The 21529-nt window shown below is 72.9% G+C and carries 12 protein-coding genes; 4 read left to right on the top strand and 8 right to left on the bottom strand.

The genetic code is table 11. The features are described from left to right. Positions 1-3: 3 nt before the first annotated feature. The 6 genes from OG900_23165 to OG900_23190 form a co-directional block, all read right to left on the bottom strand. Entirely contained in the window at positions 4-2025 is a 2022-nt protein-coding gene (locus tag OG900_23165) for a beta-galactosidase (GenBank protein WUH92720.1), read from the bottom strand. Then, positions 2022-4064: a family 31 glucosidase gene (locus OG900_23170; protein WUH92721.1), complete on the bottom strand. Its 2043-nt coding sequence runs from the start codon at positions 4062-4064 to the stop codon at positions 2022-2024. The genes OG900_23165 and OG900_23170 overlap by 4 nt, the downstream gene beginning before the upstream one ends. A 74-nt stretch (positions 4065-4138) precedes the next feature. Further along, positions 4139-5149 carry a LacI family transcriptional regulator gene (locus OG900_23175; protein ID WUH92722.1) on the bottom strand — a complete coding sequence of 337 codons (1011 nt, stop codon included), beginning with the start codon at positions 5147-5149 and terminating at the stop codon, positions 4139-4141. A gap of 101 nt (positions 5150-5250) precedes the next feature. After that, complete coding sequence (locus OG900_23180; GenBank protein ID WUH92723.1) at positions 5251-6201, bottom strand: carbohydrate ABC transporter permease; 951 nt, start codon at positions 6199-6201, stop codon at positions 5251-5253. Further along, a complete protein-coding gene (locus tag OG900_23185) occupies positions 6198-7232 on the bottom strand; it encodes an ABC transporter permease subunit (GenBank protein ID WUH92724.1) in 1035 nt (344 codons plus the stop codon). The genes OG900_23180 and OG900_23185 overlap by 4 nt, the downstream gene beginning before the upstream one ends. 32 nt (positions 7233-7264) lie before the next feature. Beyond that, positions 7265-8962, bottom strand: a complete 1698-nt coding sequence (locus OG900_23190; protein WUH92725.1) for a Tat pathway signal sequence domain protein — start codon at positions 8960-8962, stop codon at positions 7265-7267. 513 nt (positions 8963-9475) lie between these two features. On the opposite strand from OG900_23190, the gene OG900_23195 reads away from it, so the two are divergent. Further along, positions 9476-12406 (top strand): glycoside hydrolase family 3 C-terminal domain-containing protein, encoded by a 2931-nt coding sequence (locus OG900_23195; protein WUH92726.1) that lies wholly within the window; start codon positions 9476-9478, stop codon positions 12404-12406. A gap of 372 nt (positions 12407-12778) precedes the next feature. Here the strand turns inward: OG900_23195 and OG900_23200 are convergent, their stop codons facing one another. Next, positions 12779-14521 carry a TIGR03767 family metallophosphoesterase gene (locus tag OG900_23200; GenBank protein WUH92727.1) on the bottom strand — a complete coding sequence of 581 codons (1743 nt, stop codon included), beginning with the start codon at positions 14519-14521 and terminating at the stop codon, positions 12779-12781. A gap of 149 nt (positions 14522-14670) precedes the next feature. Then, positions 14671-15957: a hypothetical protein gene (locus OG900_23205; GenBank protein WUH92728.1), complete on the bottom strand. Its 1287-nt coding sequence runs from the start codon at positions 15955-15957 to the stop codon at positions 14671-14673. Between the two features lie 224 nt (positions 15958-16181). On the opposite strand from OG900_23205, the gene OG900_23210 reads away from it, so the two are divergent. The 3 genes from OG900_23210 to OG900_23220 all read left to right on the top strand — a co-directional run bounded on the left by OG900_23210 (position 16182) and on the right by OG900_23220 (position 21462). Further along, the gene (locus OG900_23210) at positions 16182-16811 is read left to right on the top strand and encodes a response regulator transcription factor (GenBank protein ID WUH92729.1); all 630 of its coding nucleotides are present in this window, start codon (positions 16182-16184) and stop codon (positions 16809-16811) included. A 308-nt stretch (positions 16812-17119) separates the two neighbouring features. After that, the gene (locus OG900_23215) at positions 17120-20824 is read left to right on the top strand and encodes a hypothetical protein (GenBank protein ID WUH92730.1); all 3705 of its coding nucleotides are present in this window, start codon (positions 17120-17122) and stop codon (positions 20822-20824) included. Next, entirely contained in the window at positions 20821-21462 is a 642-nt protein-coding gene (locus OG900_23220; GenBank protein WUH92731.1) for a DUF4255 domain-containing protein, read from the top strand. The genes OG900_23215 and OG900_23220 overlap by 4 nt, the downstream gene beginning before the upstream one ends. The last annotated feature ends 67 nt before the right edge of the window (positions 21463-21529 follow it).

Genomic DNA, 21529 nt, shown 5'->3' on the forward strand with positions numbered 1-21529 from the left:
GACTCAGTCTTGGCGGAGGATCGCCGCGCCGCCCGGCGGGAGGGTGAGGCCTGCGGCGGGCAGGGGGCGGGCGGTCAGGAGGTCGTAGCCGTCGGCCCGGACGGTGGCGGGGGCGGCGGTGTGGTTGAGGACGAAGAGCCAGCTCCGCCCGCCGGACGGGGAGTGGCGGCGGATCGCCTCGACGCCCGGGGGCAGCGGGATCTCGGGCCGGACGCCCGCTTCGGCCAGCAGGCGCCCGACCAGGGTGTCGTACGCGGCCGCGTCCAGCCGGGTGGAGGCATACCAGGCGGTGCCGCTGCCGTAGGGGTGGCGGGTCAGGGCGGGCAGGCCGGCGAGCATGCCCTCGGTGTAGGCCGCGACCGCCTCGGCCGGGGCGGTCAGCCGCAGCGACTCGCTCCACGCCGTGGACGTCGAACCGTCGGACAGCCGGAGGGCCGCGCCGGCGGCGAGGGGGCGGAATTCCTCGACCCGCACGCCGAGGGCCTCGCGCAGCGGCTCCGCGGGGTAGCCGCCGAGGCGGGCGTGGTGGCGCTCGTCGACGACGCCGGCGAAGTGCTGGACCAGCAGGGTGCCGCCGGCGTGGACCCAGGCGCGCAGCGACTCGGCGGCCGCGTCGGACAGCAGGGGGAGGGCGGGGGCGACGATCAGCCGGTAGCGGGACAGGCCGGGGTCCGCGGGGTGGGCGAAGTCGGTGGTGATGCCGGCGTCCCACAAGGCCCGGTGCGCGCGCCGCAGTTCGCCGTGGTAGTCGAGGGACGCCGACGGCAGGCCCTGGCCGTCCAGCGCCCACCAGCAGTCGGAGTCGTGCAGCACGGCTGCCCGCGCCCGTACGACGGAGCCGGCGACCTCGCCGATCCGGTCCAGCACCGCGCCGGTGTCGGCGACTTCGCGGAAGACCCGGGAGTCGGGGCCCGCGTGCGGGACCATCGCCGAGTGCCACAGCTCGGCGCCGGCCTTCGACTGGCGCCACTGGAAGAAGAGCGCGCCGTCCGAGCCGTGGGCGATGTGCGCCAGCGAGTGGCGCAGGATGTCGCCCGGCTCCTTGGGCAGCGTGCGGTCGGCGGTGTAAACGGTGTTGGCGCCCTGCTCGATCAGCAGCCAGGGCCTGCCGCCGCCGAAGGACCGGGCCCGGTCGGCGCCGAAGGCGGTGTCGGCGGCGGCGTCCTGGCCCGGCGCGCACGGGTAGTGGTCGATGCCGACGACGTCGACCTCGCGGCCGAAGGACCACAGGTCGAGCACCTGGTAGCCGGGAAGCATCAGGTTGGTGGTGATCGGCCGGTCAGCCGTGGTGCGGGCGCGGATCGCGTCGCGCTGCTCGCGGTAGGCGGCCAGCGCCTCGTCGGACCAGAAACGCCGGTAGTCCAGGGCGAGTCCGGGATTGCGGTGCCACTGGGTGGCGCGCGGCGGCAGGACCTCGTCCCAGGAGGCGTAGCGCTGGCTCCAGAAGGCCGTGCCCCAGGCCTCGTTGAGCGCGTCGAGCGTGCCGTGCCGCGCGCGCAGCCACCTGCGGAAGCCGGCCGCCGCGTGGTCGCACCAGCAGACGGTGGCGTATTCGTTGTGGACGTGCCACATCGCGACCGCCGGGTGTTCCCCGTAGCGCTCGGCCAGCGCGGTGGCGATCCCCAGCGACGCCTGGCGGTAGGCGGGGGCTGCCAGGCAGTACGTGTCGCGGCTGCCGTGCGTGAGGCGTACGCCCTCGGCGGTGACCGGCATCGCGTCGGGGTGGGCGAGGGTGAACCACGGCGGGGGCGACGCGGTGGGCGTCGCCAGGTCGACGGCGACACCGCCGGCGTGCAGCCGGTCCAGGTGCGCGTCGAGCCGGCCGAAGTCGTAGCGGCCCTCCTCGGGTTCGAGCAGCGCCCAGGAGAAGACGCCGACCGTGGCGAGGTTGACGTGCGCCCAGCGCATCAGCAGGCCGTCCTCCTTCCAGACGGCCTCGTCCCACTGCTCGGGGTTGTAGTCGCCGCCGAAGGCGAGCCGCCCGCCGAGCCGTTCGGTGAGCCCGCGGGTGTGCTGTCCGGTCACGACTCGTCCGCGGTGATCGGCAGCACCGCGCCGTCCCGCAGGAACAGCGGGATGCGGTCGAGCGGCGCCGCCGCGAGCACCGTCGTGCCGCCCTCGTGGGCCGCACCGGTCCACGCGTCGGTCCAGCGCGCGCCCGCGGGCAGGTGGACCTCCCGCTCCCGCGCGCCCGCCGTCACCACGGGCGCGACCAGCAGGTCGGGCCCGCACAGGAAGGAGTCGGCGGCTGTCCAACTGCCCTCGTCCTCGGGGAAGTCCACGAAGAGCGGCCGCATCGGCGGCAGTCCGCTCTCGGCGGCGGTCCGCATCTGCTCCATCAGGTAGGGGCGCAGCCGCTCCCGCAGCAGCAGGTAGCCGCGCAGGATGCCGTACGCCTCCTCGCCGTAGGACCACACCTCGTTGGGCAGGCCCGTCATCGACGGTTCCAGCACCTGCTCGGGGCCGCGGAAGCCGTGCAGCCGGAAGAGCGGGCAGAAGGCGCCGTATTGGAACCAGCGCACCAGCAGTTCCCGGTAGGCGGGGTCGTCGGGGTCGCCGCCGTGGAAGCCGCCGATGTCGGTGGTCCACCAGGGGATGCCGGACATCATCACGTTCAGGCCGGCGGCTATCTGGGTGCGCAGCGACGCGAAGGTGGTGGCGATGTCGCCGGACCACAGCGCGGCGCCGTAGCGCTGGGCGCCCGCCCAGGAGGAGCGGTTGAGCGAGACGACCTCGGTCTCGCCGGCCGCGCGCAGGCCGTCCCAGACCATCCGGGCGTTCTCCCGCGGGTAGAGGTTGCCGACTTCGAGCCCGGGACCGGCGTGGTAGCGCAGGTTGGCCGGGTGGCCGGGCTTCAGCTCGGGCTCGCACGCGTCGAGCCAGAAGACCTTCACGCCGTGCGCCAGGTAGTTGTCCCGCAGCCGGTCCCAGACGTACGCGCGCGCCTCGGGGCTGGTGGCGTCGTAGAAGGCGACCTGCGCCGAGTAGGCGCCGAGGCCCTTGTCCGGCCAGTCGGCGTGCGCCAGCGGGCCGTATTCGGTGCCGACCAGCAGGCCGCTGTCGCCCATCGGGTGGTAGTTCTCGCTGGCCGGGCTGACCGACGGCCACACCGAGACCATCAACCGCACGCCCATGGCGGTGAGTTCGTCGACCATGGCCTGCGGATCCGGCCATTCCGCGGGGTCGAAGCGCCAGTCGCCCAGGTGCGTCCAGTGGAAGAAGTCGCAGACGATGACGTCGAGCGGCAGGCCGCGCCTGCGGTATTCGCGGGCCACTTCCAGGAGTTCCCCCTGGGTGCGGTAGCGCAGCTTGCACTGCCAGAAGCCTGCCGCCCACTCGGGCAGGACGGGGGAGTGGCCGGTGGCGTCGGCGTAGCGCCGCAGGACGTCGGCGGGGCGGCCGGCGGTGACCCAGTAGTCGATCTGCCGGGCGCTGTCGGCGACCCACCGGGTGCCGGTCGCGGCCAGCTCCACCCGGCCGATGGCGGGCGAATTCCACAGCATGCCGTAGCCGCGGCTGGAGACCAGGAAGGGGATGGTGACCTCGGCATTGCGCTGCACCAGGTCGATGACGGCGCCCTTCTGGTCCAGCATGCCGTGGGTGTGCTGGCCCAGGCCGAAGAAGCGCTCGCCGTCGTAGGCGCGGAAGCGCTGTTCGAGGCGGTGGTAGCCGTTGCCGGTCGCGGTGTGCAGGCGCGGGCCCGGCCACCAGAAGTGGTGCGGCTCCTCGGCCAGCAGCTCGCTGCCGTCCGCGGTCCGCAGACACGTCAACCGGCCCGCCGCGGCCGGCAGGTCGGGGGTGAGACGCCCCTCGGTGCCGGCGTCGACGCGTACGGTCAGGCCGCCGTTGACCAGCGTCGCGGTGTGGTCGCCGATGGTGATCACGGGCCCGCCGCCGGGAGCCGGGGCCTCCGGCAGCAGCGCGCCGGGCAGCCCGTCGAGCAGCTCGCCGCCCGCGACGGCGCGGACCCGCACGGCGTCGGGACCCCATGCCTCGACGCGCAGGGTCTCGCCCCTGGCCCGCCACTCCAGGGCGTGGCCGAGATCGCGGAAGAAGGTGGGCATGCGGCGGCTCCCGGTGCGGCTCGGTGAGAGGTGGAGGGGGATCTGCGGGCAGGACGGGTCGGCGGGCAGGCGGGTCAGCGGACCGGCGCGGGGCCGCTGCTCTCGCGCGGGGTGAGCACCGGGGTGAGCAGGCTGACCTCGGCGGTGGGCCGGTCGTCGAGCCGGTCCATCACCAACGCCACGGCCTGCCGCCCGAGTTCGTGCGCCGGGCCGGTCACCGCGGTGAGCCGCGGCGAATACTGCTCGGCCAGCGGTTCGGGGCACAGCGCGACCACCGAGGCGTCCTCGGGCACGACCCGGCCGCTGGTGCGCAGCAGGCTCAGCAGCGGGCCGATCGCGCCCTCGTTCTGCACCACGAAGCCGGTCGTGGCCGGGCGGTCGGCGAGGATGCGGGACAGCGCGCCGGCAGTGCTCTCGTAACTGCCCTCGCAGGGCCGGTGCAGCACCCGCAGGCCGCGCTGGGCGGCCCGTTCGCGGAAGCCGCTCAGCGTCCGCTCGGCATAGCCCGCGTGCCGCTGGTAGACGCCGGGCGCGTATCCGATGAAGGCGATGTCCTGGTGGCCGAGGTCGGCGAGGTGCTCGGCGCACAGCGCGCCCGCCCCGGCGAAGTCGTGGTCCACGCAGGCCAGTCCGCGGGTGTCGGCGGGCAGGCCGATCAGCGCCGCGTGCGTACCCGTCTCGCGCAGCACCGGGATGCGGGCGTCGTCCAGCTCGACGTCCATCAGGATCACCCCGTCGGCCAGGCCGCTCGCGGCGACCCGGCGCAGGCCCTCGGGGCCCTCGTCGTTGGTGAGGAGCAGCACGTCGTAGCCGTGGCTGCGGGCCGCCACCGTCACCGCGATGGCGATCTCCATCATGATCGGCACGTAGACGTCCGTCCTGAGCGGGACGACCAGCGCGATGATGTGCGACCGCTTGCCCGCCAGCGCCCGGGCGCCTGCGTTGGGGTGGTAGCCGAGCTCGCTGATCGCCTTCTCGACCCGGTCCCTTGTCGGGGTCGAGATCGAGCGCTTGCCGCTGAGGACGTAGCTCACGGTGCTCGCGGAGACGCCCGCGTGCTTGGCCACCTCAGCCAGTGTCACCATGCTGGTGAACCCTTCGTTCGTGCCGCAGTTCGGTTCTGTGGGGCCGGCCCCGTCACGCAGCGGGGGATGGGCGTGCGGGACCGGCCCTGTCTGTGGGGGGTTCAGCCCTTGATCGCCCCGGTAAGCATGCCCTTCGCGAAGTGCTTCTGCATGAAGGGGAAGACGAGCATGATCGGCAGCAGGGTGAGCACCACGACCGCCATCTGGAGCGACAGCGGCGCCGTCTGCGAGTGGCCCGACACGCCGAAGCCCGAATTCACCTGGCCCGGCATGTTCATACCCAGGTTGACGTATTCGTACAGCACGTACTGGAGCGGCCACTTCTGGCTGTCGGCCGGCATGTAGAGCATCACGTTGAAGAAGGTGTTCCAGTAGCCGACCGCGTAGAAGAGGGTGATGACCGCGGTGACCGCGCGCGAGGTCGGCAGCACCACCGACCACAGGATGCGCCACTCGCTCGCGCCGTCCATCCGTGCCGCGTCGATGAGTTCGGCCGCGGTGCTCGAATAGAAGCTGCGCAGCACCAGGATGTTGAAGACGCTCACCGCGCTCGGCAGGATCAGCGACCAGTACTTGCCGTAGCCGCCCAGCTCGCTGACCACCAGGAAGGTCGGGATCAGGCCGCCGCTGACGAACATCGTCAGGACCAGCAGCATCAGCAGGAAGCGGTGGCCGAGCGAGCGGGAGCGCGACAGGCCGTAGGCGCACAGCACCGAGACGACCATCGAGATGGCCGTGCCGACCACGGTGATGGCCAGGGTGACCACCAGCGCGCGGCGCACCGGGCCGCCGCTGAGCATCGTCGTGTACGGGTCGAGGGTGATGCCGTCGGGGACCAGGACCAGGCCGCCGGCCCTGTTGATCGAGCCCGGGGTGGAGATGCTGGTGAGCACCACGCAGTAGACCGGGACGATGATCAGCAGCACCACGGTGCCCAGCGTGAGGCCCTTGGCGGTCTGGCCGACCGCGGTGGGCGGCTCCTCCCACGCGGGCCGGTCGGGGTTGCGCGGGCGGCCGCGCCCGCGGACGGGGGGTGCGGTGAGGGTGGTCATTTCCGGTACAGTCCGTCCTCGCCGAAGCGGTGGGCCAGCTTGTTGGCACCCCAGATGAGCAGCAGCGAGATGACGCTCTTGAAGATGCCCGCGGCCGCGCCGTAGCTGTAGTTCTGGGTGCCGATGCCGTAGTAGAAGGAGAAGGTGTCCAGCACGTCGGCGGCGTCGTGGCCGACCGCGAAGCGCTGGATCAGCAGCTGCTCGAAGCCGACGGAAAGGGCGTTGCCCAGCCGCAGCACCAGCATCAGCACGATGACGCTGCGCATACCGGGCAGCGTGATGTGCCACAGCCGCCGCCAGCGGCCCGCGCCGTCGGACGCGGCGGCCTCGTAGAGGTTCTGGTCGATCGCGGACAGCGCGGCCAGGAAGACGATGATCCCCCAGCCGGCGTCCTTCCACACCACCTGCGAGGTGACCAGCAGCGAGAAGGTGTGCGGGTCGGTCATGAAGTCCCAGGTGCCCGCGTCGTGCCGGCGCAGGAACTGGTTGAGCAGGCCCGCGCCGCCGATCATCTGCTGGAAGAGGGTGACGACCAGCACCCAGGAGTAGAAGTGCGGCAGGAAGGTGATCGCCTGGATCACCGACCTGATACGGGAGTTGAGCACCGAGTTGAGCAGCAGCGCCAGCAGGATCGGGATCGGGAAGAACAGCACCAGCTGGACGGCGCTGATGTAGAGGGTGTTCTCCATCGCGTGCCAGAACAGCGGGTCGCCGAACAGCTGGCGGAAGTTGGCCAGGCCGGCCCACTGGCTGTTGCCGATGCCGTCCAGCGGGTCGTAGTACTGGAAGGCGGTGATGGTGCCGACCATCGGCAGGTAGTTGAAGACCAGCAGCAGCCCCACGGCGGGCAGCGTCATCAGGATCAGCGACTTGTCGCGGCGCAGCCGCACCCGCCAGTTGAACCGGTCGACGCGTGGCGTCGTGCCCGCCGTGCTCGCGGTCGTACGGCCGGCACCCCCGTCGCCGGCCGGGCCCCCGCTCCTGTCCTGCTCGTCCTCGTCCTCGCCCTGCTCGGCGACGGTCGACACCATCGTTCCCTCCTCGGTGACGCGTCCGGCCTGACCTACTGGCCGGTGCCGAGCTTGTCCATGACGGTGGTCTGGTACCACTGGACGAGGGCGTCGCCGCCGCCGCTGCCCTTCCAGGTGCTGAGCGCGTCCTGGTAGGCGGAGACCGGCTTGATGCCGTGGTAGACGTCCTTGATCGTGTCCTCGACGGCCTGCGCGGCGTCGGCGGTGGCGTAGCGCTGCGGCACGGTGATGTTCATGTTCCAGAACACCGGCTTGTACGCGTACGTCGCCGCGAGCGCGTTCCAGGCGCAGCGGTCCTTGGTCACGTCCGGGTAGTCGGGGTTGGAGATGACGTTGACCGGGGTGGCGAGGAAGGGGAAGGTCTGCGCCTGCACGTTGGCGAGGCCCGACTTGGTCGGCGTCGGGCCGTTGGCGCCCATCGTGTAGTCCGTGCCCTCGACACCGAAGTTGACCAGGGTGTATTCGGCGCTGCCGTAGGGGGCCGCCAGGTAGTTGGCGATCCGCAGGCACTCCTCGATCTGAGCCGGCTTGAGGTTGGCGTTGAGGTAGCTGAACTCGCCCGCCGAGGCGTTGAGGAAGAGCCGCGGCGGCTTCGTCCCGTCGGCGGAGAAGGGCTTGAAGGACTCCCGGCGGTAGCTCTTGTCCGCCGCGCCGCCGGCCAGCGCGTCCGCCTCGTTCCAGGCACCGGTGCCGTCGGCGGTGATCAGGACCTTGCCCGCGTAGAAGCGGGTCTTGGCGTCGTTGTTGTTGCCGGCCAGCGCGTCAGGGTGCACGTAGCCCGACTTGGCCACCTTGTAGCACCAGTTGAGCGCCTCGATGAATTCGGGCTGCTCGTATTTGTGCACCAGCTTGCCGTCGGTGACGGTGAACTTCAACGAGAAGTCGAACATCTGGAAGATGTACGGCCACAGGTCGTCGAAGGCCCACACCCCGCCCTTGGCGTCGGTCAGTTCCTTGCCCAGGTTCAGCAGGTCGTCGCAGGAGGTGATGTCGTCGGCGTTGATGCCCTTCGACCGGAAGACGTCACCGCGGTAGAAGTACTGGCCCGGCAGGCCGAAGCCGCTGGCGAAGCTCGGTATGCCGTAGAGCTTGTCCTGCCACATGCCGGCCGTCCAGGCGCCGGTGGGCTGCGCGGCCAGGTTCGGATACTGCTTGGCCTTGTCGCCGGCCAGGTAGGGCGTGAGGTCGGCGAGTTGCGTGCCGCACAGCTCGCCGACCTTGAACTGCGAATTCCACCAGCCGGGCAGCTGCACCCAGTCGGGCAGCTTGCGGGCCGCGGTCAGCGTCGGGATGGTGTTGGCGTAGGTGACGCCGTTGGCCGGCTTCATGGTCAGCGTGGCGCCCAGGGCTTTGTTCACGGCCTGGTAGAAGGCGTTGCCCGCCGCCGGGATGGTGCCCCACAGCGGGGTCAGCGCGGTGTAGCGGCCGCCCGCGCCCGGCACTTCGGGCACCGACTTCACCGGGCTCGCCGGATACTTCAGGAAGCCCGGGTCGGTCACCGCGCTGCCCGAACCGGTGGCCGAGGGGATGTCCGCCTGCACGGCGGTGTTCGCGACGTACGTGGGCAGCGCGGCCGCCGCGCCCTTCTTGCTGTTCGTGCCGCCCTTGCGCCGGGTCTCGCTGTTGCCCCCACCTCCGCCGCACGCGGACAGCAGCGGGGACACGGCGGCGGCGCCTGCGACGGCGACCGCGCCGCTCACAAAGGATCTGCGGTTCAACTCGATGCTCATGATGGGGCGGCCCTTCGCCTGAGAGGTTCCGTGACGAGCGTCGTGCAGGTGGGGGAAGTCCTGGGCGTCGCAGCGACGGATGCCGTCCACATCAATCGAAGCGCTTCGACGTTGCGGCGAGACTAGCCACGGCCTATCGGTTCGACAAGTGGTTGCGCAGAAAGAATTCACGGCTGGGGAAGGTGCCCTGGTGGGACCATATGACCTGGTCAGACTGGGGAGTTGGGAGTCGGAACCGTTTCCGGGCGACGTAACGATCATTCCCGGTGACATGGTTGACACGGCCGTGATTCCCATGTCAGCGTCGAAGCGTTTCACCATCCGGTGGGGGTGCCGGGCGTCGGTGCGGTCCTTGTCCGGGTCCCGCACCACCGGTGGCCCGCGCCTCGCGTGTCCCGCACCGGCCGCGTACCGCCGCGTGCCCGGCCGCGAACGTCCCGCCTGTCCCGCCCGCCCGTGCCAAGCGCCGCCAAGCGCCGGCCCAACGCCGCACTCTGCAAGGGGTTTCCCGCTGTGAGTACCGTCTCCGTGCCCGCCGAGCTGCCCGCCGAGCCGCCCGTGGACCAGCTGCCCTTCCGCGACCCCGCCCGCCCGCTGGCCGAGCGCGTCGACGACCTGCTGTCCCGGCTCACGCCCGACGAGCGGATCGCGATGCTGCACCAGTACGGTCCCGCGATCCCGCGGCTCGGCGTGGAGCCCTTCCGCACCGGCACCGAGGCGCTGCACGGCGTCGGCTGGCTCGGCACCGCCACCACCTTCCCGCAGGCCGTCGGCCTCGGCGCGACCTGGGACGACGAGCTGCTGCACGCCGTCGGCACCGCCACCTCGACCGAACTGCGGGCCTTCCACCAGCACCGCAAGCCGGCCCTGGGCACCGGGCGGCACAGCCTCCAGGCCTGGGCCCCGGTGGTCAACCTGCTGCGCGACCCGCGCTGGGGCCGCAACGAGGAGGGCTACTCCGAGGACGCCCTGCTGTCCGCGAGCCTCGGCGACGCCTTCTGCCGCGGCATGTCCGGCGACGACCCCGAGCAGCTGCGCACCGCCCCGATCCTCAAGCACTTCCTCGCCTACAACAACGAGGACGAGCGCTACACGACGTCGTCCGGCGTACGCCCGCGGGTGCTGCACGAATACGACCTCGCCGCTTTCCGGCCGGCCGTCGCCACCGGTTCTGCCACCGGCGTGATGGCCGCGTACAACCTCGTCAACGGCCGCCCCTGCCACGTCAGTCCGCTGCTGGAGAGCGAACTGCGGCGCTGGGCGCTCCCCACCGGCCACGAGCTCTTCGTCGTCAGCGACGCCGAGGCGCCGTCCAACCTGGTCGACCTGGAGCACTACTTCGACGACCACGCCGCCTCGCACGCCGCCGCCCTCAAAGCCGGCATCGACTCCTTCACCGACCACGGCGAGGACACCCGCACGACCTTCGGCCGGATCAGCGAGGCCCTCGCGCGCGGGCTGCTCACCGCGGACGACGTCGACCTGGCCGTACGGCGGCAGCTGTCGATCCGCTGCCGGCTCGGCGAGTTCGACCCGGGGCGGGGGCCGTTCGGCGACACCCCGTGGGAGGTGGTGGACTCGCCCGAACACCGGGCGCTGGCGCTGCGCGCGGCGACGGAGTCGATCGTGCTGCTCAAGAACGCCGGCGCCGGTGCCGCGGTGACCGGGCGTACGGAGAGCGCGCCCGCAAGTGCGCGGCCCCTGCTGCCGCTTGCCGTCGAGGGGCGGCGGGTCGCGGTTGTCGGGCCGCTCGCCGACAGCCTCTTCGAGGACTGGTACAGCGGCACGATGCCCTACCGGGTCACCGCGGCGGACGGCCTGCGCGCGGCCGTCGCCGCCCGCGGCGGGGAGACCGTCGTGGTCGAGGGCGTCGACCGCATCGCGCTGCGCGCCGCGTCCACCGGCGGGCTGCTCACCGCGGGCGCCGACGCCCGCCTCGCCGTGGCCGACACCGAAGTCGGCGACGACGCGGCCCAGTTCGACCTCTTCGACTGGGACCTCGGCGTCCTGACCCTGCGCAATGCGCGCACCGGCCGCTACGCCGGGCTCGTCGACGCCGACCAGTCGCTCGCCGCCGACCGCGTCCAGCCCGCCGGCTGGGACGTCCACGAGACCTTCCGGCTGGAGCCGGCCGGCGACGGCAAGGAGGCGCTGCGGTCCGTCTGCACGGGCCGCTACGCCGTGGTCGACCCGGCCAGTGGCGCGGTGGCCGTCACCGCACAACACGCCGCGGACGCCGAGCACTTCACGCGTACGGTCGTACGTGACGGCGTCGCCGAGGCCGTCGCCGCCGCCGCGGGCGCCGACGCCGTCGTGCTCGTCGTCGGCAACGACCCGCACATCAACGGCCGCGAGACGCAGGACCGCGCCGGAATCTCCCTCGCGCCCGCGCACGAAGCGCTGTTGCGGGAAGTCGTCGCCGCGCGGCCCGAGACGGTGCTCGTCGTCATGAGCAGCTACCCCTACGCCGTCGACTGGGCCGACGCCCACGTCCCCGCCGTGCTGTGGACCTCCCACGGCGGCCAGGAGACCGGCCGCGCCCTGGCCGCGGTGATCCTCGGCGAGGCCGACCCCGCGGGCCGGCTGCCCCAGACCTGGTACCGCGGCGACGACGAGCTGCCCGGCCGGCTCGACTACGACATCATCAAGGCCGGCTGGACCTACCAATACCACCGCGCCGCCCCGCTCTACGCCTTCGGCCACGGCCTGTCCTACACCGACTTCGCCCTCACCGACCTCGCGCTCTCCCACATCCGCACCCCGCAGGACGGCACACTGACGGCGACCGTCACCGTCACCAACCGCGGGGCGCGCGACGGCACCGAGACGGTCCAGCTCTACGTACGGGCCGTGGCCGCGACCGGTTACGAGGCGCCGCGCCTCCGTCTGGCCGGCTACCGCAAGGTGCGCCTCGCGGCGGGCGCGTCCGCCTCCCTCAGCTTCCCGCTGGCGGCGGCCGAGGCGCTGGCGCACTGGTCGGTGGCGTCGGGCTCGTTCGCCGTCGAGGCCGGCGCGTACGAAGTCCTGGCGGGGCGCTCGGCCGCGGACCTCCCGCTGTCCGCGACCCTCACCGTCGACGGGCCCGCGCCCGCGCCGCGCGGGCTCGGCGCCGTGGTCCGGGCGGTGGACTTCGACGACTACGCCGACATCGAACTGGTCGACGGCGACGCCGTCGCGCCCTCCGCCGCCTCGGCCACGCTGCACTACCGCGCCCTCACCCTCACGGGCGCGCGCTCCTTCACCGCGGAGGTCTCCTCCCGCACCTCCGCGCCCCCCGCCGACCTGGAGGTCTGGGCCGGCCCCACCCTCCTGACCACCCTCCCCGTCCCGCCCTCCGCCTGGACGACGGTCTCCACCCCCCTGTCCGCCCCGCCCGGTGTCCACGAGGTGCGCCTTGTGCTGCGCGGCGAGCAGCGCGTGCGAAGCTTTCGCTTCGAGGGTTAGCGGGATCGGGGCGCGAGCAGCCGTCGACGGCTGCACGTCGTCACCGGCCGTGGGGGGCTGTTGCTGTCGCCTCCGGACCGCCGGCCGGTGGTGGGCCTGTCGCGCAGTTCCCCGCGCCCCCGAGTGGCTCGGCTCTGCCGCAGAGGGCACCCACCAGGGGCGCGGGGCTGCATCTGATCTGCGGCCGGGGCCGCGTGGGCGCGACCAGCCCTCGACGGGCTGTACTTCGTCACGGGCCGTGGGGGGCTGCTCGGTCCGTGCCGGGCCACCGGCCGGCGGGGGTGGCCGGGTCAGGGGACGAGGCAGTAGGGGACGTTCGCCGGGAGGGTGAGGGAGCGGGTGGTGCCTGGCCCGCGGTCGTACGCCGAGGGGTCAGGCGCCGGGGCGGGCCAGGAGCAGCTCGGTGTTGTGGTCGGCGGAGGCGCCGAGCTTGGCCGCGGGGGTGGCGTAGGGGTCGTTGTACGACAACTCGCGGTAGTGGGCGGCCAGGCCGCGTTCCGAGATGTCGGCCGCGTCGGTGGCGTAGGGGGCCGAGGACTCGATCAGGGTGGTGAAGAGGGACAGGGTGCCGTCGGCGTTGTCGGCGACCTCGATGATCCGGGCGTGCTGCGGGTAGTCCACGTGGGAGGCGGTGTTGATCTCCCAGAAGGAGCGCTCGGCGACGGCGTGCGCGTGCGGGGTGATCTGGTTGGCGTGGGTGTGGCCGTTGACCCAGGCCAGCACGTTCGGGTAGCGCTGGAGCAGGGAGACCAGCTCGGCGCCGGTGTGGCGGCCTTCGAAGAGGTGGTAAGGGTCGGGCAGCGTGTTGCCCATCGTGGTGCTGGTGTGGTGGCTGAAGATCAGCACGTACTGGTCCTGCGAGCCGCGCCGCACCACATGGCCGGCGGAGTCGTACCAGTGGGTGCTGTACGACTGGAGCACCGACTCCAGCCAGTTCAGCTGCGCGGTGCCGATCGAACCGTCCGCCCATCCCGCCCGGTTGGTGGTGTCCAGGCTGATGCCGAGGACACCCTCGGAGACCGGGAAGGTGTAGTAGAGCTTGCCGCTGGAGGCCGCGGCCTGCGTGAAGCCGTGGCCGTACGGACCCGCGCCGGTGTAGGCGGAGTCGAGGTGGGCGGCGGCGAACTGCTGCGGTGTGAAGGGGGCGCGGCGCGGGTCGGGGGTGATGTGGCGTACCGGGGCGCCGCCGGTGAGGAGCCGGGCGAGCAGCGCGACCGCGGCGGCCGGGTCGTGCTGGAGCGCGTCGGCGAGCTGCGCGGCGGTCGCCGCGTCGACGCCCTCGATCTTGCTGCCGCCGGTGTAGAGGGACGAGAGCAGGCCGAGGTCGGGCAGGGTGCCCTCGATGCTGTCGTCGTGGTTGCCGACCGTGGTGTACCAGGGGGTGCGCAGGCCGGCCGCGGTGAAGGGGCGGCCCGCGGCGGACAGGAAGCCGGGGATCTGCGGGAAGCCCGCGGTCTTGTACTTGTCCTGGAAGGACGACTCGGGATTCCAGTAGTTCGCGGACCCGGAATTCTGCACGCCCTCGTAGCGGGTCGGGTCGCCGGTCGACGGGGTGATGGCACCGCCGCTCATCACCGAGAGGTACCAGTCGAGTTCGACCAGCTCGTGGTTGTCGGTGTTGTCGCCGGTCGCCATCACCAGCGAGAACGGGTTGCCCGTGTAGGGGCCGCCCGCCAGGGAGTTGACGCGGTCGACGAGAGAGGCGGCGCCGCGCACGGTCAGCGTCTCGTGCGGGCGGTGCGCCGAGTCGATCGAGCCGGCCAGGTATTCGAAGCGGACCGGCGACTCGGTGTCGGCCAGGTGCAGGTCGGTGAACTGCACGAAGGAGGCGAGCCCGGTCCGCCGGTCGTCGCGCCCGGCGGCGCCCGCGGCCAGCTCGGAGCGCACCACGAGCGGCCAGCCGGGTCCGGCCTGCAGCCGTACGTACGGACCGGGTCCGGTGGGTGTCGCGACCTGCTCCAGGGTGGTGCCCGCGACGCGCACGGCACGCGCGGCGGTGGCGGCGAGCGCGCGGTCGTAGGCGGCGGCGGAGGCGTACGGGCTGTCGGCGAGGGTCAGCCCCGCGGCGACTGCGGCGGCTCCTGCGACGAACTGGCGCCTGCTGTAAGAGGGCATGCCAATCTCCTGACGCGGTCGGTCGTCCTACCGGCTGGTAATGAGACGTGCGTCAGCATCATGGCAGCCGCTGGACGTGGCGTGAACACGTCGTAACGAAGCGGCGGCGGCAGGCCTTACGCCTGCCGCCGCCCCGGGAGGGGAATCGGCTACTCCAGCGTCCCGTTGAGCAGGGCCGCCGCCGCGCACTGCGTCGGGGCCGCGGCGGCACCCGCCGGAGTGCCCGGCCGGCGGCAGGACACGGTGATCGTCACCTTCTGGCCCTCGGCGGCCAGGATCGCCGAGGCCCAGTGGAAGTCCAGGTCGCGGAAGTTCTCCAACGCCGGTGCCAGCACCGTCCTGCCGCCCACCGAGATGGTCAACGTGCCCGAGTCGCCCTGTGGGTTCTCCAGCAGCAGGTCGGTCATCCGCAGCGTCTTGCCGGGCGGCACCGGGTACGAGGCGCTGCCCGTACCGCCGCTCCCCGCCCCCGCCGTGAGCCGGGTCGAGAACAGCTGGGCGCTCGACGGGGCGTCCGGACCCTGACCGGGGGCGGCGGGCGTCGGCGTCACACCCAGCTTCTCCAGGCTCTTCGTCGCGCCGTCCGCCGCGTTCTTGGCGTCCTGCGCCTTCTGGTCGGCGCTCGCCGCCCGCGTCGCGGCCGTCGCCACCGGGCCCTTGACGGCCTCCTTGGCGGCGCTCCGCACCGCCGGCCGCAGCAGCCCGTACCAGATCCCGAGCAGGATGCCCGCGAGTGCCGCCACCGCGACCAGCGCCCGCAGCAACGTGCCGCTCAGCAACGGCTGTTGCGTGTACGTGCCGTCCAGTACGACCGGCTCGACGGCCACCTCCCGCGAAGCGGGCGTCACTGTCAGCTGGAAGGCGTGCGGCACGGCGACCCCGCGCCACAACCGCCGCTTCGCCCGCACCGGGACCTGGACGAAAGCGGCCCGGCCCGGGTCCACCCGCGTCGGGGCCGACGGGAGGCCGAAGGCCAGCGCCTGCGAACGGTCCGTGCCCGTGAAGCCCACCGCCACCGGGTGGTTGCCCCGGTTGTCCACCGCGACCTGGAACCGCGCCCGCCCGCGCGCCTGCACCATCTTCGGCGACAGCTCCGCGCCGACCTCGGCGTACGGCAGCACCTCCAGCGTGCCCTCCGGCACCGTCGCGGTGTCCGGCCGCTCCTGCGGCAGCACCCGTACGGCCAGCGGCAGTTCGCCGGGCGGCACGGTGGTGTCCCGCGGTGGGCTCGCCACCAGCGTGACCTGGCCCGCGGTGTTCGGATACAGCGACAGCTCAGCCGGCTCGACCACCGTCCACGCGGCGGGCGCCCCCAGGACCTCGAAGGTGTACGCCTCGACGATGGTGCCGTTGTTGCGCACCTCCAGGACGATCCTGGCCTGCTCCCCCGGAAGCACGGGGACCGCGGCCGCGTCCAGATGAGCGGATGTGGTCATGGCAGGACCGTAGAGACACCGCCGACCGCTGACCGGCACCGGAGGGACACCCTCGGGGGCAGGCTGCGCTGCCCGTTGAGTCCATGTGAAGTGCCTGCTGACTGCCCCGGTGTTCACTGGTACCGCGATCCGGTGTGCGAAGGGGCACCCCGGATGCCCGGCTTGACCGGCCGGTGGGGGCAAGGGGGACACAACACATGCAATTCCAGGGGGGTAGCGGTGCCGTGCGGATTCCCGTCCGGCTGACCGCGCAGGACCCGATCACCCAGGCGGGGCTGGCCGGCCAGCTCAGAACCCGCCACGAACTGCGGCTGCTCGGGGAGGGGGAGGACGACGAAGCCATCGACGGCGTCATCGCCGTCTTCGCGGCGGACCGCGTCGCCGAGACCGAACTCCAGGTGCTGCGGCGCTTGCAGCGCGGCGGCGAGGGCCGAACGGTGCTGGTAGCGACGGAGTTGGACGACAGCGGCCTCGTCGCGGCCGTCGAATGCGGTGTCGTCGGCGTCGTGCGCCGCGCCGACGCCTCGGCGCAGCGGCTCGCCGACACGATCACCGCGGTGGCGCGGGGAGAGGGCAGTGTGCCCGCGGACCTCCTCGGGCGGCTCCTCGACCAGGTCGGCCGCCTGCAACGCCAGGTGCTCGACCCGCGGGGCCTGGCCTTCACCGGCCTGTCCGCCCGGGAGATCGACGTCCTCCGCCTTGTCGCCGACGGCAAGGACACGGCGGAGATCGCCAGGACGCTGGCCTTCTCGGAGCGGACGGTGAAGAACATTCTTCACGACGTGACGACGAGGTTGCAGTTGCGGAACCGGTCCCATGCGGTGGCTTACGCGATGCGCATGGGTTTCATCTGAGAGCACGCCCTCACCGGGCCGAGGTATCGATCCCGGCGGTCAGCTCTTTCACGACGGCCCGTCGTGGCTTGGCTCGCAGTTCTCCCCCAGGGCTTCGCCTGGGGGTACCACGCGAAGCCCTGGGGGAGAACTGCGCGACAAGCCACCCACACAGCGCAACTGTGGAATCCGTAACAGCCGCCCGCAGGGGCTGGCTGCCCGTTGGGGCAGTGGGGGGTACCCCAAGTGGTGCCCCGGGCTGGGGTGATGGAGGGGCGGGGGGAGGGCGAGGGTGGGGGGAACTGTCGGGGGAGAGGGCGGGGCGGGTGGTGGGAAGAGTCAGGGCGCCGCGACTGGCGGCACTGCTGCCGGTCGCCGGACTGATCGCCGCAGTGGCCATCGCGGTGACCGGCGGGTCGAGAACGGCATCCGCCGACCCGGCCGCACCGGCCGACGACCCCGGCCGGCTGGCCTACGTGGCGAACGGCGTCCACCACAGCCTCCAGGTGGTCGGCCCGAACAGGGACCTGAGCCCCTACCTCCCGGAGGGACTTGCCGGGGAGGACTGCCAGCCCTCGGCCCGCGGCGACGACATCGTGTGGGTCAGCGACCGCTCCGGCGACGGCCAGGGCATCTACCGGCGTACGGGCGGCGGCCCGGTGACCACCGTGCTGCTGCGCCCCGGTTGGAGCGTCATCTCGCCCAAGCTGTCGCCCGACCGGCAGTGGGTCGCGTTCGGTTCGCTGGAGGACCCGAACGGCGACCGCCGGTGTGCGGGCAACCGCGTCGAGCCGGAGGGCATTTCGCTGTGGGTGGTGCGTACCGACGGCACGGATCTCAAGAAGGTGGCCGAGCGCGGGGGTTCGCCGGACTGGTCGCCGGACGGCAGCCGGCTGGCGTACACCGACGGCGGTATCGCGTACACGATCCCCGCCGCGGGCGGTGCCCTGCCGCAGCGCGTCTCGCCGACGGACGCCGGCACGGTGTCGACCCCCGCGTGGGAGCCGAACGGCGACCGCATCGCCTATGTCGCCGAGGACACGGCCGACGACACGCAGGAGCTGGCGGTGGCGCCGGCGAGCGGCAACGGCGGGCAGACGGTGATCGCGGAAGGCGAGTGGCCGGGCGCGGAGCGCGACGTCGAATGGTCGCCCGACGGCTCGCGGCTGGCCTTCCTGTCGGGCCACTTGTACGTCGTCGACCCGGCCGAGGACTGCGACGGCGCCTGCGAGCCGTCCCCGCTGCTGCCGGACACCGTGGACGAGGGCTGGGCCTTCCAGGACGTGACCTGGTACACACCGGCGGGCGGCGAGCCCACCCTGCTGATCGGCCGGCAGGACACGCGCAACGCCATCGAGGGTGTCCGCGCGCACACCCCGGTCGACCGGTTGCTGCTGCGGCCCGCCATCGGTGACGAACTCGACGTGGACGAGCCCGCCTACTCGCCCGACGGGCACCAGATGGTCTTCACCACGCGGAAGCCCATCGCGGGCACCGCCGTCCGCCTGTCGTCGCTGATGCTCGGACCCGCCGACCGGCTGTCCGAGGCCGTCGTGGTGAACACCGGGTTCGGCACACCGCAGAACTACGGCAGGGCCGCCTGGTCGCCGGACGGCACGAAGCTGGCCGTCGCCCACTGGGGCAACCAGTCCGACGCCCCGGCCAGTACGGACGCGTCGATCTCCGTCTTCGACGTGTCCGGCGGCGCGGCGGCCGCCCGCCTGCTCTTCACCGTGCCGTGGCCCGCAGTACCCGACGGCTACGCGGGCTGCACGACCGACGACCGCGACCCGGCGTGGTCGCCGGACGGCGGCCGGATCGCCTTCTCCCGCTACCGCGACTGCTGGAAGGTGATCATCAAAATCGCCCCCGGCGACTCCGGGCGGAAGGCCGCGGCGACCAGGTCGCCGAGCGGCAGCAACACCTCGCCGGAGAGCGCGAGTTCGCCCGCGCGCGCCTCCGTGGCCGCGCCCGTCGCGGCGCCGGCGCTGGCGCCGGACAAGGAGGTCCGGCACATCTGGACGGTCGACGCGACGAACGGCGCCTACCTGTACGACCTGACGGCCAACGCCTGCCGCTCCGAGTGCGAGGTGCAGGACGTGCGCCCCGCCTACCGCCCGGACGGCAGTGGTGTCGCCTTCACCCGGCGCGGCGACGCCAACCCGCCGACATCGGGGTCCCCTTCGCCGTCCGGCGGATTCGTCCGGCCACGGCTCGCCGAGGCGGCTCCCGCGGTCGCCGCGTCCGGATACCCGGACAGCATGGTGCTGTTCGTCCGCACGGACGGCGACGGATGCCGCGGCCTGGTGCCGGTGACCGCGGACTGCCCGCTCGTGCCGTCCCGCCCGGCGCCCGGCGCCCCGCTCTTCAACGCCGACGACGCGGCCTGGTCGCCGACCGGTGACCGGCTGGCGGTCGACGCGGAGTCCTGGCTGGGCGACCGCAACGGCGAGACGATCGCCGTGCTCGACCCGGCCACCGGCACCGGCGAGGTGCTGCCGAGCACGCACTTCGCCTCCCAGACCAAGCCGACCTGGCAGGCCGGCGCCGACCTGACGGTCACCATCGCGGGTCCCACCGTGCCCGTCGTCACCGGCGACACCGCCGAGATCACCCTGCACGTCACCGACAACGGCATCGCCGACGCGGTCGGCGCGACAGCCGACATCACGCTGCCCGCGGGCCTGGTCGCGGTCGGCGACGCCGTCCCGACCCAGGGCACCTGCACGGCCGCGGCCACCGGGCCGCACTGCGACCTGGAGGACATACCGGTCGGCCAGAGCGTCGACGTCAAGGTGACGGTACGTGTCACGGCCGCCGGTACGTTCACGGTCGCCGGCACCGCGGCCAGCGGCCTGCTCGACCGCAACCCGCAGGACAACTCCGCCTCCGTGGCGGTCGTCGCGGCAGACCCGCTGAAGCCCGACCCGGCCGTGACCGTCACCGTGACCCCGCCGAGCGTGCTCACCGGCGACCCCGCGACCGTCGTCTACACCGTCACCAACCGCGGCGACGGACCCGCCACCGGCGTCGAGTTGACCATGTCGCTGCCGCCGGGCGTCACGGTCGGCAGCGCCAATCCGGCCTGCCCCAACCCCACCTGCGCCCTCGGCGACCTGGCGGCCGGCGCGACGACCACCGTGACCCGGGTCGTCACCTCGGCAACAGCCTTGAGCGGCAATGCCGTCGGGACGATCAGCTCGGAGTCGACCGACGCGGACCCGGCCAACAACACGGCGACGGCGCCGCTGACCGTACGCGACCGGCCGGTCGTCACCACCCCGCCGACGATCACCCCGCCGGCCACCACCCCGCCGGCCACCACCCCGCCGACGACCACGCCCCCCGCCACCGCGCCGCCCGCGCCGCGAAGGAACGCCGACCCGGCGGTCGGCCTGACCCTGTCACCGTCCACCGCCTACACCGGCGGCACCGGCACCACCGCCCAGGTCACCGTCCGCAACCTCGGCAAAGGCAAGGCCACCGGGCTGACCCTGGCGCTCACCGCACCGCCCGGCGTGGTGCCCGACGCGGCCTCGCTCTGCGCGACCGCGGCAGGCTGCCCGATCTCCGACCTCGACCCGGGCGCCTCGACCACCGTCACGGTCGTGCTGGCAACCCCCGGCGCCCTCACCGGCATCGTGACCGCCAACCTCAGCACCACGGGCAGCGACACCGACACCCGCAACGACACCGCGACCGCCGCGCTCACCGTCCGGGCACCCGCGGTCGTCCTGAACCCGGCGGTCGGCCCGCCCGGCGCGGTCACCCAGGCGCTCGGCCACGACTTCCCGCCCGGCGCGGTGCTCCAACTGCGCTGGAGCCAGGGGGTGACGGTGGCCGCGGCACCCGTGAAGGTCGCCGCGAACGGCACCTTCAGCGCGCCCCTGCTCGTCCTCGTCCAGGACACCCTGGGGCCACGGCAGTTGCTCGTCACCGACCTGGCGGCGGTGCCGCGCTTCGGCGAGGTGCGGGCCGACTACCTCGTCGTACCCGGAGTGCTCCAGCCGTCGCACTTCAAGTGGCGCCGATGATCCACGAGGTGGACGACTCCCTGCGGGAACTCGTCAGGGCCGCGCTGGGCACCCCCGAGATCGAGGTCGTCTTCGACGCGCCCACCCGCGACTGGGCGGCCCGCCGCAACGCCCCCACGGTCAACCTCTACCTCTACGACATCCGCGAGGACCTGCGACGCCGCTCCCGCGGCCGGCGCAACGTCTACGACGAGCAGGGCGCCGTCGTCTCCCGCACCCTGCCGCCGCGCTACTTCACACTGTCCTACCTGATCAGCGCCTGGACCCAGCGCCCCGAGGACGAGCACCGCCTGCTGTCCTCCCTGCTGCACTGCTTCCTGCGCCACGACGCCCTCCCGGCCGCAGGCCTGGGCCCCGAACTGTCGGCCTCCGGCCTGCCCGTCCCGGTCACCGTCGCCCTCCCGCCGCCGGAGGACCGCGCCTTCGCCGACGTATGGGCGGCCCTGGGCGGCGAGTTGAAGCCGTCCCTCGACCTGGTCGTCAGCGCCCCCGTCACCGCCGCCCCCCTCTACGACGCCGGGCCCCCCGTCGGGGAAGGCGGCATGGTCCTCCACCTCGGCGACGACCCGACTCCACCGCAGCCGTCGCCGCCTGCGGTACGCGCTGACGGCGCGGTGCGGCGCCGGCGGAAGAGGTGAGCGCTCCCGTGCGGGGCGCCTCGGGCGCCGGACTCGGAAGCGAGAGCCGGGTGTCCGGGGACGCGGG

Origin of the sequence: Streptomyces sp. NBC_00433 (genome assembly GCA_036015235.1) — a bacterium.
Taxonomy (GTDB): Bacteria; Actinomycetota; Actinomycetes; order Streptomycetales; family Streptomycetaceae; genus Actinacidiphila.

Coding starts and splice junctions, on each gene's coding strand:
- OG900_23170 (WUH92721.1), bottom strand. CDS start 4,064: ATGCCCACCTTCTTCCGCGATCTCGGCCACGCCCTGGAGTGGCGGGCC.
- OG900_23175 (WUH92722.1), bottom strand. CDS start 5,149: ATGGTGACACTGGCTGAGGTGGCCAAGCACGCGGGCGTCTCCGCGAGC.
- OG900_23180 (WUH92723.1), bottom strand. CDS start 6,201: ATGACCACCCTCACCGCACCCCCCGTCCGCGGGCGCGGCCGCCCGCGC.
- OG900_23185 (WUH92724.1), bottom strand. CDS start 7,232: ATGGTGTCGACCGTCGCCGAGCAGGGCGAGGACGAGGACGAGCAGGAC.
- OG900_23190 (WUH92725.1), bottom strand. CDS start 8,962: ATGAGCATCGAGTTGAACCGCAGATCCTTTGTGAGCGGCGCGGTCGCC.
- OG900_23200 (WUH92727.1), bottom strand. CDS start 14,521: ATGCCCTCTTACAGCAGGCGCCAGTTCGTCGCAGGAGCCGCCGCAGTC.
- OG900_23205 (WUH92728.1), bottom strand. CDS start 15,957: ATGACCACATCCGCTCATCTGGACGCGGCCGCGGTCCCCGTGCTTCCG.
- OG900_23220 (WUH92731.1), top strand. CDS start 20,821: ATGATCCACGAGGTGGACGACTCCCTGCGGGAACTCGTCAGGGCCGCG.